Source organism: Streptomyces sp. NBC_01622, from assembly GCF_045209635.1.
GTDB lineage: Bacteria > Actinomycetota > Actinomycetes > Streptomycetales > Streptomycetaceae > Streptomyces.
The window spans coordinates 5,788,130-5,806,527 of the sequence record NZ_CP109293.1; the positions used below are offsets into that span (position 1 = coordinate 5,788,130).

At 68.9% G+C, this 18,398-nt stretch carries 15 protein-coding genes and 2 tRNA genes; 12 read left to right on the forward strand and 5 right to left on the reverse strand.

Features of this window, described 5'->3' with window-relative positions:
- Positions 1-548 precede the first annotated feature (548 nt).
- The 8 genes from dnaN (at position 549) to OH768_RS26585 (ending at position 10,562) form a co-directional block, all read left to right on the forward strand.
- A complete protein-coding gene (gene dnaN / locus OH768_RS26550) occupies positions 549-1,679 on the forward strand; it encodes a DNA polymerase III subunit beta (protein WP_019073352.1) in 1,131 nt (376 codons plus the stop codon).
- A gap of 148 nt (positions 1,680-1,827) precedes the next feature.
- Positions 1,828-2,703 carry a phosphogluconate dehydrogenase (NAD(+)-dependent, decarboxylating) gene (gene gnd / locus OH768_RS26555; protein WP_406457605.1) on the forward strand — a complete coding sequence of 292 codons (876 nt, stop codon included), beginning with the start codon at positions 1,828-1,830 and terminating at the stop codon, positions 2,701-2,703.
- Between the two features lie 60 nt (positions 2,704-2,763).
- Positions 2,764-3,885, forward strand: coding sequence for a DNA replication/repair protein RecF (gene recF / locus OH768_RS26560; RefSeq protein ID WP_406457607.1), 1,122 nt, complete (start codon positions 2,764-2,766; stop codon positions 3,883-3,885).
- Positions 3,882-4,451 carry a DUF721 domain-containing protein gene (locus OH768_RS26565; RefSeq protein WP_406457609.1) on the forward strand — a complete coding sequence of 190 codons (570 nt, stop codon included), beginning with the start codon at positions 3,882-3,884 and terminating at the stop codon, positions 4,449-4,451. The genes recF and OH768_RS26565 overlap by 4 nt, the downstream gene beginning before the upstream one ends.
- 353 nt (positions 4,452-4,804) lie before the next feature.
- Entirely contained in the window at positions 4,805-6,865 is a 2,061-nt protein-coding gene (gene gyrB, locus OH768_RS26570; protein WP_406457611.1) for a DNA topoisomerase (ATP-hydrolyzing) subunit B, read from the forward strand.
- A 42-nt stretch (positions 6,866-6,907) separates the two neighbouring features.
- The gene (gene gyrA, locus OH768_RS26575) at positions 6,908-9,502 is read left to right on the forward strand and encodes a DNA gyrase subunit A (RefSeq protein ID WP_406457613.1); all 2,595 of its coding nucleotides are present in this window, start codon (positions 6,908-6,910) and stop codon (positions 9,500-9,502) included.
- Between the two features lie 18 nt (positions 9,503-9,520).
- The gene (locus tag OH768_RS26580) at positions 9,521-10,348 is read left to right on the forward strand and encodes a DUF3566 domain-containing protein (RefSeq protein WP_406457615.1); all 828 of its coding nucleotides are present in this window, start codon (positions 9,521-9,523) and stop codon (positions 10,346-10,348) included.
- 137 nt (positions 10,349-10,485) lie between these two features.
- A tRNA-Ile gene (locus OH768_RS26585) sits at positions 10,486-10,562 on the forward strand.
- 64 nt (positions 10,563-10,626) lie between these two features.
- Here the strand turns inward: OH768_RS26585 and OH768_RS26590 are convergent.
- Entirely contained in the window at positions 10,627-11,550 is a 924-nt protein-coding gene (locus OH768_RS26590; protein WP_406457617.1) for a nuclease-related domain-containing protein, read from the reverse strand.
- Between the two features lie 247 nt (positions 11,551-11,797).
- Positions 11,798-12,163, reverse strand: coding sequence for a DUF6344 domain-containing protein (locus OH768_RS26595; protein ID WP_406457619.1), 366 nt, complete (start codon positions 12,161-12,163; stop codon positions 11,798-11,800).
- 337 nt (positions 12,164-12,500) lie between these two features.
- Here OH768_RS26595 and OH768_RS26600 point away from each other — a divergent pair, with 337 nt between their 5' ends.
- Both OH768_RS26600 and OH768_RS26605 read left to right on the forward strand, forming a co-directional pair.
- The gene (locus tag OH768_RS26600; RefSeq protein ID WP_003999697.1) at positions 12,501-12,629 is read left to right on the forward strand and encodes a DLW-39 family protein; all 129 of its coding nucleotides are present in this window, start codon (positions 12,501-12,503) and stop codon (positions 12,627-12,629) included.
- 152 nt (positions 12,630-12,781) lie between these two features.
- A complete protein-coding gene (locus OH768_RS26605; protein WP_406457621.1) occupies positions 12,782-14,152 on the forward strand; it encodes a hypothetical protein in 1,371 nt (456 codons plus the stop codon).
- 25 nt (positions 14,153-14,177) lie between these two features.
- On the opposite strand, the gene OH768_RS26610 is transcribed toward OH768_RS26605, so the two are convergent.
- Positions 14,178-15,473: a protein kinase domain-containing protein gene (locus tag OH768_RS26610; RefSeq protein WP_406457623.1), complete on the reverse strand. Its 1,296-nt coding sequence runs from the start codon at positions 15,471-15,473 to the stop codon at positions 14,178-14,180.
- 130 nt (positions 15,474-15,603) lie between these two features.
- Complete coding sequence (locus tag OH768_RS26615; RefSeq protein WP_019073558.1) at positions 15,604-16,152, reverse strand: DNA-binding protein; 549 nt, start codon at positions 16,150-16,152, stop codon at positions 15,604-15,606.
- A 180-nt stretch (positions 16,153-16,332) separates the two neighbouring features.
- On the opposite strand from OH768_RS26615, the gene OH768_RS26620 reads away from it, so the two are divergent.
- Positions 16,333-16,405 (forward strand) — tRNA-Ala (locus OH768_RS26620).
- Positions 16,406-16,822: 417 nt separating this feature from the next.
- On the opposite strand, the gene OH768_RS26625 is transcribed toward OH768_RS26620, so the two are convergent.
- Entirely contained in the window at positions 16,823-17,527 is a 705-nt protein-coding gene (locus OH768_RS26625; protein ID WP_406457625.1) for a DUF5324 family protein, read from the reverse strand.
- 326 nt (positions 17,528-17,853) lie between these two features.
- Between OH768_RS26625 and OH768_RS26630 the strand changes: the two genes are divergently transcribed.
- Positions 17,854-18,381 (forward strand): peptidylprolyl isomerase, encoded by a 528-nt coding sequence (locus tag OH768_RS26630; RefSeq protein WP_406457627.1) that lies wholly within the window; start codon positions 17,854-17,856, stop codon positions 18,379-18,381.
- The last annotated feature ends 17 nt before the right edge of the window (positions 18,382-18,398 follow it).

An 18,398-nucleotide genomic window follows, 5' to 3' on the forward strand; every position in this document is an offset into this window, starting at 1 on the left:
TGGGGCCTGTTGTCCCCAGCGATCCCCAGCTTCTCCACACCGCTGTCCACTGTTCGGCAACGCGACGCGCCATCTCACCGTGTCGAGTGAAAGGCGTCACACGAAGGTGCCGGGTTGGGCTGTGGGAAAGGTGGGTAAAGCTGGGGACGGCGCTGGGGAGAAGTGGCCCTCGGCTGTGCATGGAGTGTGCAGAACTTTCCGTTCTCCACAGAAACCCGAGGTTGTCCACCGCCGTCACCCACAGGACCGGTGGACAAAATTCCCGCTCTGAGCTGGGAAAACGGGGTTATCCACGGTATCCACAGCCCCTACTACTACTAGCAACTAGAGAGAGCTGGGAAACCGTTTCGAAGCGGGGCCTGTGCACAACTCGCGCTTCGTTGCCCGACCGCCCCTCGTCACGACTTGACCCCGAGAAGCACCTACTGTCAGTGCCGTGCGTCAGACTGTTCCCCGGTGTCCTTCCCCTCACAGGGACCGACGACACCGAGACAGACGACGAAGCCAGGCAGGCCGAGAAGCGCCGGCAACAGCAGGAGGCGGCAACAGTGAAGATCCGGGTGGAACGCGACGTACTCGCGGAGGCAGTTGCCTGGGCGGCACGCAGCCTCCCGGCCCGTCCGCCGGCGCCGGTCCTCGCCGGCCTCCTGCTGAAGTCCGAGGAGGGGCAGCTGAGCCTGTCCAGCTTCGACTACGAGGTCTCCGCGCGCGTGTCGGTCGACGCGGAGGTCGAGGAGGAGGGCACCGTCCTCGTCTCCGGCCGACTGCTCGCCGACATCTGCCGCGCCCTCCCCAACCGGCCGGTGGAGATTTCCACAGACGGTGTACGGGCGACGGTGGTCTGCGGCTCGTCCCGCTTCACCCTCCACACACTGCCTGTGGAGGAGTACCCGGCGCTGCCGCAGATGCCGGGCGCGACCGGCACCGTCCCCGGTGAGGTGTTCGCCTCGGCCGCCGCCCAGGTGGCCATCGCCGCCGGGCGCGACGACACGCTGCCCGTCCTCACCGGTGTGCGCATCGAGATCGAGGGCGACACGGTGACGCTGGCGTCCACCGACCGCTACCGCTTCGCCGTCCGTGAGTTCCTGTGGAAGCCGGAGAACCCGGAGGCGTCCGCGGTCGCCCTGGTGCCCGCCAAGACGCTCCTGGACACCGCCAAGGCCCTTACGAGCGGCGACAGCGTGATCCTGGCGCTCTCCGGCTCGGGCGCGGGCGAGGGCCTCATCGGCTTCGAGGGCGCCGGCCGTCGTACGACGACCCGCCTCCTGGAGGGCGACCTCCCGAAGTACCGCTCGCTGTTCCCGACGGAGTTCAACTCCATCGCCGTGATCGAGACCGCCCCCTTCGTGGAGGCCGTCAAGCGCGTGGCCCTGGTCGCCGAGCGCAACACGCCGGTGCGGCTGAGCTTCGAGCAGGGCGTGCTGATCCTGGAGGCCGGTTCCAGCGACGACGCACAGGCTGTGGAGCGGGTCGACGCGAACCTTGAGGGCGACGACGTGTCGATCGCGTTCAACCCGACGTTCCTGCTGGACGGTCTGAGCGCCATCGACTCCCCGGTGGCCCAGCTGTCCTTCACGACCTCGACCAAGCCCGCGCTGCTCAGCGGCAAGCCGGCTCTGGACGCCGAGGCGGACGAGGCCTACAAGTACCTGATCATGCCGGTGCGCCTCAGCGGCTGACCCACCGAGCGAGAACACCGCAGGTCGGGGCATACGGCCGGGTACTTTTGAGCGCGTATGCCCACAAGTGTGCATGACCGTCCGGGTTTAGGCTCGGACACAGGTACGCAAGTGCCCTCATGCCACGTCGCACCCTAAGGAACAACTGATGGAGCTCGGTCTCGTCGGCCTCGGCAAGATGGGCGGCAACATGCGCGAGCGCATCCGCCGCGCAGGTCACACCGTCATCGGCTACGACCGCAACCCGGACCTCGCCGATGTCCACAGCCTGGGAGAGCTTGTGGACAGGCTCAAGGGCCCCCGCGTCGTGTGGGTGATGGTCCCGGCCGGGGCCGCCACCCAGTCGACCGTCGACGAACTGGGTGAGCTCCTGGAGCCCGGTGACGTCGTCGTGGACGGCGGCAACTCCCGCTGGACGGACGACGAGAAGCACGCCGAGGAGCTGGGTGCCAAGGGCATCGGCTTCGTCGACGCGGGCGTCTCGGGCGGCGTGTGGGGCCTGAAGAACGGCTACGCCCTGATGGTCGGCGGCGATGCCGAGAACATCGCCAAGGTCCAGCCCGTCTTCGACGCCCTCAAGCCCGAGGGCGAGTTCGGCTTCGTGCACGCCGGCAAGGTCGGCGCCGGGCACTTCTCCAAGATGGTCCACAACGGCATCGAGTACGCCATGGTGCAGGCCTACGCCGAGGGCTGGGAACTCCTGGAGAAGGTCCACTCCGTCACCGACGTCCGCGAGGTCTTCCGCTCCTGGCAGGAAGGCACCGTCATCCGCTCCTGGCTCCTCGACCTCGCCGTCAACGCCCTCGACAGCGACGAGCACCTGGACAAGCTCAAGGGCTACGCCGAGGACTCCGGCGAAGGCCGCTGGACCGTCGAAGCGGCCATCGACAACGCCGTACCGCTGCCCGCCATCACCGCCTCCCTCTTCGCCCGGTTCGCCTCCCGCCAGGAGGACTCACCGCAGATGAAGATGGTCGCGGCCCTGCGCAACCAGTTCGGCGGCCACGCCGTCGAGACCAAGTAATCCACAGATCCACAGGCCGCGGCCGTGGATCCACAACCTGGGGGAGGTCGGCGAACGACCATGCACGTCACGCATCTGTCGCTGGCCGACTTCCGCTCGTACGCCGGGGTCGACGTTCCGCTCGACCCCGGCGTCACGGCGTTCGTGGGCCCCAACGGGCAGGGCAAGACCAACCTCGTCGAGGCGATCGGCTATCTCGCCACCCTGGGCAGCCATCGGGTCTCCTCCGACGCCCCGCTCGTCCGCGTGGGCGCCGAACGCGCGATCATCCGGGCGCAGGTCCGACAGGGCGAGCGGCAGCAACTGGTCGAGCTGGAGCTGAACCCCGGCCGCGCCAACCGCGCCCGCATCAACAGGTCCTCGCAGGTCAGACCCCGGGACGTGCTGGGCATCGTACGGACCGTGCTGTTCGCGCCCGAGGATCTCGCCCTGGTGAAGGGCGATCCCGGGGAGCGGCGGCGTTTTCTCGACGAGCTGATCACCGCGCGGTCGCCGCGCATGGCCGGTGTGCGGTCCGACTACGAGCGGGTGCTCAAGCAGCGCAACACCCTGCTGAAGTCGGCCGCGTTGGCGCGGCGGCACGGCGGGCGGTCGATGGACCTGTCCACGCTCGACGTGTGGGATCAGCATCTCGCGCGCGTGGGGGCCGAGTTGCTCGCCCAGCGGCTCGATCTGATCGCCGCGCTGCAGCCCCTCGCGGACAAGGCGTACGAGCAACTGGCGCCCGGCGGCGGCCCGGTGGCCCTGGAGTACAAGCCGTCGGCGCCCGGTGAGGCGCACACCCGCGAGGACCTCTACGAGCAGCTGATGGCGGCGATCGCGGAGGCGCGCAAGCAGGAGATCGAGCGGGGCGTCACCCTCGTAGGACCCCATCGGGACGATTTGATTCTCAAACTCGGTCAGATGCCCGCCAAGGGGTACGCCTCGCACGGGGAGTCCTGGTCGTACGCGCTGGCGCTGCGGCTCGCGTCGTACGACCTGCTCCGGGCCGAGGGCAATGAGCCGGTGCTCGTGCTCGACGACGTGTTCGCCGAGCTGGACACCCGGCGTCGGGAGCGGCTGGCCGAGCTGGTGGCGCCCGGTGAGCAGGTGCTGGTGACGGCGGCGGTCGACGACGACGTACCGCATGTGCTGGCCGGGACGCGGTACAGCGTGGCGGAGGGGGCGGTGGAGCGCGTATGAGCACCGACGAGCCCGCCCCGCGCCCCGAGCGTCCCGCGGCCGGGGAACCGGCGCCCAAGAAGGCCGCCGAGCCCTCCGGCGTCGACCTCGCGCGCGTGGCGCTGCGCGCCGCGAAGGAACAGGCACGCGCGCGTGGGGACGCGGCGCAGCAGAAGAAGCAGGCGCGGCGCGGGGGCCTGCGCTCCGGCGCGCGCGCCGACGGCCGCGACCCGATGGCACTCGGCGCTGCGATCAACCGGCTGCTGAACGAACGCGGCTGGGAGACGCCGGCCGCGGTGGGCGGTGTGATGGGCCGCTGGCCGCAGATCGTCGGCGAGGACCTGGCCAAGCACTGCGTACCGGAGAAGTACGACGAGGACGAGCGGGTGCTGGTCGTGCAGTGCGACTCCACGGCCTGGGCGACCCAGCTGCGGCACCTCACGCCCACCCTGGTGGCCAGGCTCAACGAGGACCTGGGGCACGGCACCGTGCGGATGATCAAGGTGCTCAACCCCGGTGGACCGCCCCGCCGCTACGGCCCGCTGCGGGCTCCCGGCAGCACGGGTCCCGGCGACACCTATGGGTGACTGACATCACAGTGCGGGCCCCGGCGGGCGACCGGACGCGGTTGCGAACAGCGACCTGACCCAGGAGTAGCAAAGGGTTCACACCCGGAAGCGCTGAGTGCCGCTGTAAGCCTCTTTGAGCCCCGTTCCGCATATGGGGAGTCGGGAGAGACCGGTTGAGGGCGGCACATGAGGACTCAGGTACCGGCAAACCCCCATCACTGTCGGCGCTACCGGTAGACTGGAAGCAATCCCGCCCCACTTGTGGGACACACACCGAGCAACGCTGACTAAGGCTTACCAACGCAACACGCCGCAGCCGCTCCGGCCAACCGCCGGGAGCCTGGCTTGTGCTGTGCCAGAAAGGGCGCTTCGTGGCCGATTCCGGCAACCCCAACGAGAACATCCCGTCCACCGACGCCGGCGCCGACGGCGAGGCTCACTCCTCGAACGGCGAGGTCACCGCCTCGTACGACGCCAGCGCCATCACCGTCCTCGAGGGTCTGGACGCGGTCCGCAAGCGACCCGGTATGTACATCGGCTCGACCGGTGAGCGAGGCCTGCACCACCTGGTGCAGGAGGTCGTCGACAACTCCGTCGACGAGGCGCTGGCCGGCCACGCGGACACGATCGACGTCACGATCCTGCACGACGGCGGCGTGCGCGTCATCGACAACGGCCGAGGCATCCCGGTGGGCATCGTCCCGTCCGAGGGCAAGCCCGCCGTCGAGGTCGTGCTGACCGTGCTGCACGCGGGCGGCAAGTTCGGCGGCGGCGGCTACGCGGTCTCCGGCGGTCTGCACGGCGTGGGCGTCTCCGTCGTGAACGCCCTGTCCAGCAAGGTCGCCGTCGAGGTCAGGACCGACGGATACCGCTGGACCCAGGACTACAAGCTGGGCGTCCCCACGGCCCCGCTCGCGAAGCACGAGGCCACGGACGAGACCGGTACCTCGGTCACCTTCTGGGCCGACCCGGACATCTTCGAGACCACCGAGTACTCCTTCGAGACGCTGTCGCGGCGCTTCCAGGAGATGGCGTTCCTCAACAAGGGTTTGACGATCAAACTCACTGACGAACGCGAGCTGGCGAAGGCCACGGCCGGTGCCGACGAGGCGGGTGCGGACGAGAAGGACGAGGTCAAGACCGTCACGTACCACTACGACGGCGGCATCGTCGACTACGTGACGTATCTCAACTCCCGCAAGGGAGACGTGGTGCATCCGACCGTCATCGACCTGGAGGCGGAGGACAAGGACAAGAGCCTGTCCCTCGAGGTCGCGATGCAGTGGAACAGCGGTTACAGCGAGGGTGTGTACTCCTTCGCCAACATCATCCACACGCACGAGGGCGGTACGCACGAAGAGGGCTTCCGGGCCGCGCTGACGTCACTGATCAACAAGTACGCGCGCGACAAGAAGCTGCTCCGGGAGAAGGACGACAACCTCACGGGCGACGACATCCGCGAGGGTCTGACCGCGATCATCTCGGTGAAGCTGGCCGAGCCGCAGTTCGAGGGTCAGACCAAGACCAAGCTCGGCAACACCGAGGCGAAGACCTTCGTACAGAAGGCGGTCTACGAGCACCTCAACGACTGGCTCGACCGCAACCCGAACGAGGCCTCGGACATCATCCGCAAGGGCATCCAGGCGGCCACCGCGCGCGTGGCGGCCCGCAAGGCCCGCGACCTCACCCGTCGCAAGGGCCTCCTGGAGACCGCGTCCCTGCCGGGCAAGCTGTCCGACTGCCAGTCGAACGACCCCACCAAGTGCGAGATCTTCATCGTCGAGGGTGACTCCGCCGGCGGCTCGGCCAAGTCCGGCCGGAACCCGCAGTACCAGGCGATCCTCCCGATCCGAGGAAAGATCCTCAACGTCGAGAAGGCCAGGATCGACAAGATCCTGCAGAACCAGGAGATCCAGGCACTGATCTCCGCCTTCGGCACCGGAGTCCACGAGGACTTCGACATCGCCAGGCTGCGCTATCACAAGATCATCCTGATGGCGGACGCCGACGTCGACGGACAGCACATCAGCACCCTGCTGCTGACCTTCCTGTTCCGCTTCATGCGGCCGCTGGTCGAGGCCGGGCACGTGTTCCTGTCGCGCCCCCCGCTGTACAAGATCAAGTGGGGCCGCGACGACTTCGAGTACGCGTACTCGGACCGCGAGCGCGACGCCCTGATCGAGCTGGGCCGGCAGAACGGCAAGCGCATCAAGGAAGACTCGATCCAGCGCTTCAAGGGTCTCGGCGAGATGAACGCCGAGGAGCTGCGCATCACCACGATGGACCAGGAACACCGCGTCCTCGGCCAGGTCACCCTGGACGACGCCGCGCAGGCCGACGACCTGTTCTCGGTCCTCATGGGCGAGGACGTCGAGGCGCGCCGCCAGTTCATCCAGCGCAACGCCAAGGACGTCCGCTTCCTCGACATCTGAGTCGGTCTCAGCTGACCGCATCAGGAAGGATCTTCACCAGCAATGGCCGACGAGAACACTCCCAGCACGCCTGAAGAGGGCGCGATCATCGCCCAGCGCGTCGAGCCCGTGGGGCTTGAGACGGAGATGCAGCGCTCGTACCTCGACTACGCGATGTCCGTCATCGTGTCGCGAGCCCTGCCCGACGTCCGCGACGGCCTCAAGCCCGTCCACCGCCGCGTCCTGTACGCCATGTACGACGGCGGTTACCGGCCCGAGAAGGGCTTCTACAAGTGCGCCCGTGTCGTCGGCGACGTCATGGGCAACTACCACCCGCACGGCGACTCCTCGATCTACGACGCGCTGGTCCGCCTCGCGCAGCCGTGGTCGATGCGGATGCCGCTGGTGGACTCCAACGGCAACTTCGGCTCCCCGGGCAACGACCCCGCCGCCGCCATGCGCTACACCGAGTGCAAGCTGGCGCCGCTGTCCATGGAGATGGTCCGTGACATCGACGAGGAGACCGTCGACTTCACGGACAACTACGACGGCCGCTCCCAGGAGCCGACCGTCCTGCCGGCCCGCTTCCCGAACCTGCTGATCAACGGCTCGGCGGGCATCGCGGTCGGCATGGCCACCAACATCCCGCCGCACAACCTCCGTGAGGTCGCGGCGGGCGCCCAGTGGTGCCTGGAGAACCCCGAGGCCTCCCACGAGGAGCTGCTCGACGCGCTGATCGAGCGCATCAAGGGCCCCGACTTCCCGACCGGGGCGCTCGTCGTCGGCCGCAAGGGCATCGAAGAGGCGTACCGCACCGGGCGCGGCTCGATCACCATGCGCGCGGTCGTCGAGGTCGAGGAGATCCAGAACCGCCAGTGCCTAGTGGTCACGGAACTGCCCTACCAGACCAACCCCGACAACCTCGCGCAGAAGATCGCCGACCTGGTGAAGGACGGCAAGGTCGGCGGCATCGCTGACGTCCGCGACGAGACGTCGTCCCGTACCGGCCAGCGCCTCGTCATCGTCCTGAAGCGGGACGCGGTCGCCAAGGTCGTACTGAACAACCTCTACAAGCACACGGATCTGCAGTCGAACTTCAGCGCCAACATGCTGGCCCTGGTCGACGGTGTGCCGAGGACCCTCTCCCTGGACGCGTTCATCCGGCACTGGGTGGCGCACCAGATCGAGGTCGTCGTCCGCCGTACGAAGTTCCGGCTGCGCAAGGCCGAGGAGCGGGCGCACATCCTGCGGGGCCTCCTGAAGGCCCTGGACGCCATCGACGAGGTCATCGCGCTGATCCGGCGCAGTGACACCGTGGAGATCGCGCGCACGGGCCTGATGGGCCTCCTGGAGATCGACGAGATCCAGGCGAACGCCATCCTGGAGATGCAGCTCCGCCGACTGGCCGCCCTGGAGCGCCAGAAGATCATCCAGGAGCACGACGAACTCCAGGCGAAGATCACCGAGTACAACGCGATCCTCGCCTCCCCGGTCCGCCAGCGCGGCATCGTCAGCGAGGAACTCGCCGCGATCGTCGAGAAGTACGGCGACGACCGCAAGACGATGCTGGTGCCCTTCGACGGCGACATGTCCATCGAGGACCTCATCGCCGAGGAGGACATCGTCGTCACCATCTCGCGCGGCGGCTACGTCAAGCGCACCAAGGCGGACGACTACCGCTCCCAGAAGCGCGGCGGCAAGGGCGTCCGCGGCACGAAGCTCAAGGAAGACGACATCGTCGACCACTTCTTCGTGTCGACGACCCACCACTGGCTGCTGTTCTTCACCAACAAGGGCCGCGTCTACCGCGCGAAGGCGTACGAACTCCCCGACGCCGGCCGCGACGCGCGCGGGCAGCACGTCGCGAACCTGCTCGCCTTCCAGCCGGACGAGGCGATCGCTGAGATCCTCGCGATCCGCGACTACGAGGCGGCGCCCTACCTGGTCCTCGCGACCAAGGGGGGGTTGGTGAAGAAGACGCCTCTGAAGGATTACGATTCGCCCCGTTCCGGCGGTGTCATCGCGATCAACCTCCGTGAGACGGAGGACGGTTCCGACGACGAACTGATCGGCGCCGAACTCGTCTCGTCCGAGGACGATCTGCTGCTGATCAGCAAGAAAGCACAGTCGATCAGGTTCACCGCGACCGACGACGCCCTGCGCCCCATGGGGCGTGCCACCTCCGGTGTCAAGGGCATGAGTTTCCGCGAGGGCGACCAGCTTCTCTCGATGAATGTTGTTCGACCCGGTACGTTCGTGTTCACTGCCACAGACGGCGGGTACGCGAAGCGGACCGCCGTCGACGAGTACCGCGTCCAGGGTCGCGGCGGCCTGGGTATCAAGGCCGCCAAGATCGTCGAGGACCGCGGTTCTCTCGTCGGCGCGCTGGTGGTCGAGGAGACAGACGAGATCCTCGCCATCACGCTGTCCGGCGGTGTGATTCGTACGCGAGTCAACGAGGTCAGGGAGACGGGCCGTGACACCATGGGCGTCCAACTGATCAACCTGGGCAAGCGCGATGCCGTAGTCGGTATCGCTCGTAACGCCGAGGCGGGATCCGAGGCGGAGGAAGTCGCCGGCGACGAAGCCGTCGACGAGACCGCCGAGGGTGTCGCGACCACCGGCACGGACGAGGGTGACGCACCCTCGGTCGAGTAGCACGAGGAGAGAGTCATCGTGAGCGGAGCCACGGGCGCCGGATCGACCGGTACGGACACGGACGGCGGCGGCCGTGGCTCCGCCGCGAACGCGACAGATCCGCACACGACCCAACTGCGTGCGATCGACGTGAAGAAGGCCGACTCGAACGCGCCCGACACACATGGATCCCAGGGATCCCAGGGGGGAACTGTGACGGACACCCGAGGTCCGGGCACTCAGCAGCAGTCTGCTGGGGCGGGCCAGGCCGCGGCCGGCGCGAGGCCTCCGGCCCAGCCGGCCGCCGCACCGTCCGCGCCGCCGACGGGGGCGCCGCACGGTTCCCCGCTGCCGGGCTCACCGCTCCCCGGTGAGCGTCAGCCGCAGCAGGCGGCGGGGCCTTACCACCCGCCGCAGGCCTACCCCACGCAGGCGCCCGCCGCCGCCCAGAGCGGTGCCGTACGGCGTCCGCGCACGGGCGCGCGCACCGCGCCCCGCACCCGCAAGGCGCGCCTGCGGGTGGCCAAGGCCGACCCGTGGTCGGTGATGAAGGTCAGCTTCCTGCTCTCCATCGCGCTGGGCATCTGCACGGTCGTGGCGTCCGCGGTGCTGTGGATGGTCATGGACGCTATGGGGGTCTTCTCGACGGTCGGCGGCACGATCTCGGAGGCGACCGGCTCGAACGAGTCGAACGGCTTCGACCTGCAGTCCTTCCTGTCCCTCCCGCACGTCCTGACCTTCTCCGCGATCATCGCGGTCATCGACGTCGTCCTCGCCACGGCCCTCGCGACCCTCGGCGCGTTCATCTACAACCTCTCCGCCGGCTTCGTCGGCGGCATCGAGCTCACGCTCGCCGAGGACGAGTGAGAAGTCGGACGAGAACTCGGGTGTACGGGGGCTGAAACCTCCCCCCGGCGGTCCTGTGACTATCGATTTTGGGACTGCCCATGTCGTGCGCTAATCTTCAGGAGTCAGCGCGCGGGACACACTCCGCACAGCGCGGCGGGGCTATAGCTCAGTTGGTTAGAGCGCATCCCTGATAAGGATGAGGCCACAGGTTCAAATCCTGTTAGCCCCACCAGCACGAAGACCCCCAACCGGTCGTGGTTGGGGGTCTTTGGCGTCTACGGCCGCTGAACCATGGGTCAGGACTGCAGCCAGACGCGTCGGTGTCGTGCGACGGCGTAGACCTGGTCGATCTGCGCGGTCGTCAGCCTGCCGGTGAGGGGACCGAGCGCCGACACCTCGCGCTCCTGGTAGATCCGTACGGTGTACTGCGTCGCGGCGCGGTGCAGTGAGGTCACGCCGACGAAGACCAGGACCGGTTCCACCGGGACGGGGAAGCCGCAGTGCCGCTCCAACACGCCCTGGACGTAGGCCGCCTCCGACCTGCTCGCCCTGGCGTACGGGGCCGGCTGACCCCCGTTGACCTTGGCCATGGTGTCGCCCACCCAGACCGAGGCGCCCTGGTGGCACTTGGTGTTGACGCTGAACACTCCGCCGGGGCCGATCAGCAAGTGGTCGATGTCACCACCGTTGCCCTTGGGTACGCCGTGCAGGACGCGCCAGCCACGAGAGGAGAGCCGTGCCAGCTCCCGGCCCACTCGCCGTTCCCCTTCGAGCCCGACGTACCAGCTGTCCCACTCCGAGGGGCGTCTCAGCACCCTCGTCAAGAGCCGTTTAGCCGGTGACGGTCCACGGGCGGCGATCGCCTCGATCAGGGCCGCGCCGGGACGGTTCTCCGCCAGATCGTCGGCGACGGTCGCCTTGGGCAGTTCCACCGGCCGAGTCGGGCGACGCGGGGCGGGCGGCTCGGGGTGCCGAACAGGCTCTCCAGAGCGTGCTTCCGGGCGGGCGGTGGCGGACCGCGCGGACGCAGGACGAAGAGTCACCGAACCGCCGAGATGCTGCCGCAGCAGGGCCAGGGCCTCGCCCTGATACTTCTGCTCCTTGATCGTGACGACCTTCGTCGGCCGGTCCGCCCAGGCGACCGTGGTCCCATCCGGCAGGTTCACGTAGAGCCGGTCCTTGCCGTGCCGCTTCCACGGTTTCACCGTGAGATCGCCCATTGGCCCGCCCCCGAATATGTGCCGTCCCCACACACATGGCAGCAGCAGACCAGTTGGCCAGCAAGAGCGCCGGGGCAACATGGCCGAGTAGTGGCGTGCGTTGAGCGGCCGGCCGACAGCAGTGAGACCCCCGGCCACGACGGGCCGGGGGTCTTCGGGGTCTTCTCTGGAGCGTTGTACGCAAGTTCGCCGCTGTGTCAGAGATGTCGGGGCGGTGGGTGAGTGGTGAGGTGGCGCGTGCCGGGGGTCAGCGCTGGAGTGGGACCGCCAGGGGTGCCGTCTGCTCGGTGTGGTCCGGTTCGGTGGAGCCGGCGGTCTCCATGGCCTCGTCCGTGTCCGTCGGCGGGCGGTGGCGGCAGCTGGGGGACTTGCCGTGGGCCTCGGCGCGGATGCGCTGCTTCATCGTGGGGGGCAGGGACCTGGTGAAGGACCAGGGGGAGATCGTCGGTGCCGTCGGCTGCGCGATGGCGGCGCTGGTGCCGGTCGCCCCGGACCGGGGCGTCGCCGCGGTGGCGGCCGTCGCGGTGATCGTGACGAGTCCGAGCGCGGTGCACAGAGCGATGAAGGCGGTGACGAAGGCGGTCCACAGCTTCATGACCTTGATCTGGGTCATGGCCCCTCACTTTCAGGTTGGGCGATTTGCGTACTTTCCTCATGATGTGTATGGGGGCCGCGAAGTGTGGGACCGGCGCCCGTGGCGCGTCGATGTTCCGATGAACACCACTCGGATGGGTGCAAGAGGCCAGAAAAGCCAAGGAAGAGGGAGAAGTGGGACCAAATTAACGGTCCGTGGAGATGTGATCACCCTCCGATCGGAGCGGTTCCATCCGCTTCTACTGCGCTGTCCCGGGCGGGAGTTGGCCGCGGAGGCAGGTCACCGATCGGTATCGGTCGGTGTGTATAGTCGGGCGACAGAGGTCCCCTACGTCAAGGAAAGACGAGGTCGCGCGGTGAAGAAGCTTCTCCTGGTCGCACTGGCCGCCATCGGCGGGCTCCTCGTGTACCGCCAGATCCAGGCGGATCGCGCCGAGCAGGATCTGTGGACGGAGGCGACCGACTCCGTGCCCACGGGTTCGTGAGTACCGAGATCCAGTTCTGAGCACGCCCCGACCGCCTGGCGGTCGGGGCTTTGTGTTGCGCCGACGCGCGAACGCGGCTACGGCCGCCACGACCCGGGCGTTTCGGACGCTCGCACGAATTGCCGGGATGCCAAGCGCGCGTGCGGGGCAGGATGGGCCACGTCCGGAGCAACGACGAGGGGTGGCGCGTGATGGGGCGGCGGCGTACGGCGTGGTGGCGGACGCGAGCACAGGGCGGCCGTACGCCCGTACGACCCGTCAGCGCGGCCGTACGACGCGTCGGTGTCGTCGTCGCCGTGCTCTGTGCGACCGCGGCCCTGGCCGGGCAGCCCGCCGGCGCTGTCGGGGCGCCGGGCTCCTACGGCTACGACAAGGGTGACCGGGCCGTCAGCGGCGCGACCGCTGCGGCCGACGCCGTAGGCCTGAACTCGGGCGGGACGTACCGGAGTTCCCTCCCGAAGGGCGCCAGCCTCTACTACGGCCTCACTCTCGACGACGTGTCCGACGTCTACGTCTCCGTCACAGCCGTGCCCCCGGCCGGCACCACGGTCGCCGCCACCGACGGGATCAGGGTGTCGCTGCAGAACGCGGCGGGCACCGGATGCACCCACCAGAGCGCCGGCTTCGGCGCGAGCAGGAGCCCGCACCCCGTGGCCGCCTGGGCCGCGCGGGAGACGGGCAGGGCGCTGTGCAAGGGGGGCGGGCAGTACTACGTACTCGTCGAACGCGTCGACGCGTCGGGTTCCTCGTCGGACACCTGGGGGCTGGAACTCACTGTGGTGTCGGAACCGCCGCTCGCCCGGGCGGGCACGTCGGGCGCGCCCCAGGCCTGGAACTCCACGTCGCCCGAGCCCGTCACGGGGGAGGCGCGGAGCCGTGCGGGCGGCTCGGGGTTCGCCGGGGCGGTCGCCGTAGGACAGGGCGTGTGGCGGGGAGACATCGCACCCGGCGGGACCCTCTTCTACAAGGTGCCGGTCGACTGGGGCCAGCAGCTCTCCGTCACCGCCGACCTGGGCGCCTCGGACGCCGGCAGCGGTTATGTGAGCCGCGCGCTGGACCTGGCGCTCTACAACCCCGTGCGCGCCTCCGTCGACGAGGCGGGCGTCGGTTACCAGGGCAGTCCGAGATCGGCCGCCCTCGAAGCCCTGCCGCCCGTCGAGTACCGCAACCGCTACTTCGTCATCGACCACGAGAGTGGGATGCGCTTCGCCGGGTCGTACTACCTCGTCGTGCACCTCGCCGCGCAGGTGGCCGACGACTTCGGCCAGGGCCCGTTCCCGGTGACGCTGCGGGTGCGCGTCGCCGGTACGGCGCACGGCGGGCCCGGGTACGAGGGGCAGTCCGAACCCCGGAACGTCTTCGACGTCACCGCGCAGGACCGCGCGGCGGCCGTGACGGGGAGCGGCGGGGGAGGCGACACCGCGATGAAGGTGCTCGCGGTGGCCGGGATCGGCGCGGGCAGCGTGCTGTTGGCGACGCTCGGCGCGTGGACGGTGACGGCCAGGCGCCGGGCCACGACGTAGCCGTACCCCTTCGGACAGTGGTCGGTCAGACGCGGGTCAGCGCCCAGAAACCGACGGCGTAGCAGGCCAGCGCCAGCAGCAGGACCGGTATCGCCACCTTCGCGGGCGGCCCGGGCCGGCGCCGGGCGCGCCTGCCGGCACGGTGCTGCGGAACCGGCGGCGCGGAGGGCGGAACCAGCGGGACCTGTTCGGTGTACGAAGCGGTGGCGGGTTCGGCACGCGGCTGGGGGGAGTGCGGGACATAGGGAGCCTGCGGGGGCGGCAGATGGAAGCTGCCGGTGTCCGACATCGGGGTGGGGGTCGAGGCGGACGGCTGGGAGGCGATGTTCTCCCGTGGATAGAGAGGGACGGAGCCCGTGCTGTTCGTACCTGTACCGATATCTGTGTCGGGTCCCGTCACACGCGACAGGGTCGACCCCGTGTCCACCCCGGAAGCCCGCTTCAGCGGGCCCTCGGGCGCGAACCCCGTCGGCAGCGGCCCCACTTGGTCGAAGATCTCGATCAGCTCGTCGTCGGGGCCGGGCTCCGGCAGCAGTTCCACGGCCGCCGCGAGCGCCTTGCGCGCCCCCGTGGCCGTCCGGAAGCGGGCCTGTGGATCGGGCTGCAGCAGCATCGCCACGACCTGCCACAGCGGCTCGGGAACGCCCTTGGGCGCCCCCGGGGTCCCGTGCTCGGCGAAGTACTGGATGAGCGCCTTGGAGTCCGGCTTGGCCCCCTCCAGCAGATACAGCGCCACCAGTCCTACGGCGAACAGGTCGGCGGGGAAGTCGGGTTCCGCGCCCATCATCTGCTCGGGCGCGAGGTAACCCGGCGTGCCCACCACGAGGTTGGTCTCCGTCAGGCGTGCCTCGCCCAGCCGCATCGCGATGCCGAAGTCGGACAGGCGCAGCCGTGGACGGGCCGTGCCGGTGGCTTCCAGGAGCAGGTTGGCGGGCTTGATGTCACGGTGCACGACACCCTCCGCGTGCACCGCGGCGAGGCCGGAGAGGAGCTGGTCGAGCAGCGTGCAGACGAACGCGGGGGGCAACGGGCCGTAGTCCCCGATGAGATGGACCAGTGAACCGCCGGCCACCAGGTCCATGGTGAACAGGACCTTGTCGTCGTCGGCGGCCCAGCTGGCCGGTGCGAGCACATGGGGGTGGTCGATCCGCAGCGCCTGTTCCCGTACGAAGCGCAGCAGCGAGTGCGCGTCGCTCTGCTGCAGGACCTTGGCCGCGACATAGCGGCGCCTGCGGTGGTCCCAGGCGCGCCAGACCGCGCCGACACCTCCGCGCCCGATCGGGTCGACCAGTTCGTACCGGCCGGCGAAGACCTCACCCATGGCTGTACGTCGCTCCTCCCCCTTCGGCTACCTCCGTTGCTTCCCCCGAGACGAGCGATACGACTCCCCCTTACGGCAGTTGCCGTGTGCCCGGCTGTCGAACCCCCGATCGACGGCCGGGCCGTGGTGCTCAGCTCTGGTGGGACTGGTAGTGCGCGACCGCGTCGGAGGTACGGCCGGCGCCGTACACCCGGAGGAACTCTGCCAGTTCGGGGTGGCTCGGGGCGAGGGTGTCCGCCGCGTCGATGATGTCGCCGGCGGCGGCCACCGAGCGCAGCAGCGACTGGATCTCACGGACCACCCGTTTGACCGTGGGCGCTCCCGAACTGCTCGTCGTGGTCGTCGTGTTGCTGAGCACCGAGCCCCCCTGGGACTTCTTGATCTCGTCCATCCGCTCGGTCGCCTCGGCCGCGCTCACGCTGCCGTCCGCGACCTGCCCCGCCAGGTCCTGCAGCAACTGCACCCGCTGCACCACCGCGGGATTGCCGATCTTCGCCCGCTGACCGCTCATCAGCTGGGACAACATCGGCGCGGACAGTCCCAACACCCCCGCGAGACGAGCCTGGTTGAGGCCAAGATCGTCGATGAGCTTACGGAAGAGCGCCCCCAAAGGCTCCCCGTACCAATTCCGCTGCAGCTCCCGCGCTCTGGCGGTGGCTTCCTGCTGTGCGGCGTCCATTGCGTCTCCCCATCGCTTCCCCAAAACCGTGGTTCGCTCTAGCGAACCACGACGAGCATCTTACGGAGAGTGGTCGTCCACCGGGAGCCCCAAGTTTTTGCGAGATACCCCGGGTGACCCGGTACGCTGGTCTCCGAAGCCCACCGGTGCGCGGTTGTGCCGGTCGGACGCTTCTCTAGCGGGGCCTTAGCTCAGTTGGTAGAGCGCTGTCTTTGCATGGCAGATGTCAGGGGTTCGACTCCCCTAGGCTCCACACCCGCACCGGCCGGTCGCCCTCAGTGGCGTCCGGCCGGTGTTTGTTTGTGTCCGCGAGGTGACGTGCGTCACATAAACGGCGGCTTGCCGTTGCAGTTGTTTGCGCAAATATCGGTACCGGGTGAGGTCTGCCGGGTCGCCGGGGTGGCGGTCGGCGCGGTGTGGGGAACGTGTGTGCCGATGTGCGGGACGTGTGTGAGCTGGCTGAATACGGTCGCGTAATCAGGGGTGTGCGGTCCGTTAAGGCAGTCTGTGCGGTACTTGTACACCTGGGGCGTTGCAAACGTCATCGCGGGCAGCTTGCGTAAATCAAGGGAGTTGCCCGCCCGCGCGACTGTTCCACGTGAAACATCGCGGTGGGGCAGGAGACTCTCAAGTCTCCTGCCCCACCGCGATATTGACGGTTCGTCGAACGTCAGAGGTGCTCGTCGCGGTCCACGGCCGCCTCGTCCTCGGCCTGCTTCGCCTGGACCTCGGGATCGAGCACGGACTGACCGCTGCCGTCCACCGAGGAGAGACGACCCGTCTCGGGCACCTCGGTCGCGGCCGGGGGTTCGACCAGCCAGTCGGGGTTGGCCTGCTTGTCCCACCACTTCCAGGCGGCGAAAGCGCCGCCCGCCAGGATGCCCAGTACCGCCAGCCCCTTCGCGAGCCGGCCGGCCCTCGCCCGCCGCTCGTGCTTGCGGACCAGTTTCTGGATCTCCTTGGGCGAGACCTGGCCGCGCAGCGCGGCGAGCGCCGCCGCACCGCGGGCGGCGGCCTCGTCCCTGACCGGGCCGGCGGCGGCGACCGCCTGCTCGATCCGCGGCCGGGAGTACTCGGCGGCCTGCTGGGCGGCCTTGCGGGTGCGGACGGCGGCCTCCTGGGCGGCCTGGTCCACCTTCGGCGGCACGTGGGTGCGGGCCTGTTCCAGACGTGGTGCGAGATGGGCGCCGTACTGCACACGGGCCTGGTCGGCGGCCAGGGACACCCTGGGCGCGAGTCGTACGCGTGCCTCGTGGGCGTAGTAAGCGGCCTTGTCCTTGGCCGTGTCGGCGTAGGGCGCCACCACTTCCGCGGCGTGCAGCACGCTGTCCTTCGCCGAGCCGGTCGCGGAGCGCACGCTGTCGATGCGGGTCACGGGTTCCTCCTCCTCGGTGGCGTACGTTTCTTCGTCTGTCCACCCAAATAGGGATCATGCCTGCCAGAGGGCTACGGGGCACGTGAGGGCGGGCATCCGGGTCACGATCACGGGTAATAGCGGATGAATACGTGGGAACTGGGGGAACGGGGGCTTGTCGTCGACAATGGCACGGATCCCCGCCGCCTGCCCCTGTCCCGGAGTCACTCGGCCGGTTTTCTGCAAGCGGATCGTGTGGAAAGGTCCCCGCGCGCGGCCATCGGGCGCCTCGGCGCGGCCGGCGTGCGAGGATCTGGGGGTCACAGGAAGACAACGGAAGGCAGATCGTGGCCGAGCAGCTTTACGCCACCCTGAAGACCACCCTTGGCGACATCGAAATCCGGCTGCTGCCGAACCACGCGCCCAAGACGGTCCGGAACTTCGTCGAGCTCGCCACGGGTGAGCGTGAGTGGACCAACCCCGAGACGGGCGAGAAGTCCAAGGACAAGCTCTACGACGGCACGGTCTTCCACCGGGTGATCAGCGGCTTCATGATCCAGGGCGGAGACCCGCTGGGCAACGGCACCGGCGGCCCCGGCTACCAGTTCGAGGACGAGTTCCACCCGGAACTCCGCTTCGACAAGCCCTATCTGCTCGCCATGGCCAACGCCGGTCCGGGCACCAACGGCTCGCAGTTCTTCGTCACCGTCTCCCCGACGGCCTGGCTGACCCGCAAGCACACCATCTTCGGCGAGGTCACCGACGCGGCGAGCCAGAAGGTCGTCGACACCATCGCGGCTACGAAGACCAACCCGCGCACCGACCGCCCGCTCGAGGACGTCGTCATCGAGTCGGTCGTCGTCGAGACCCGCTAGGTGTATTGATCACAGGG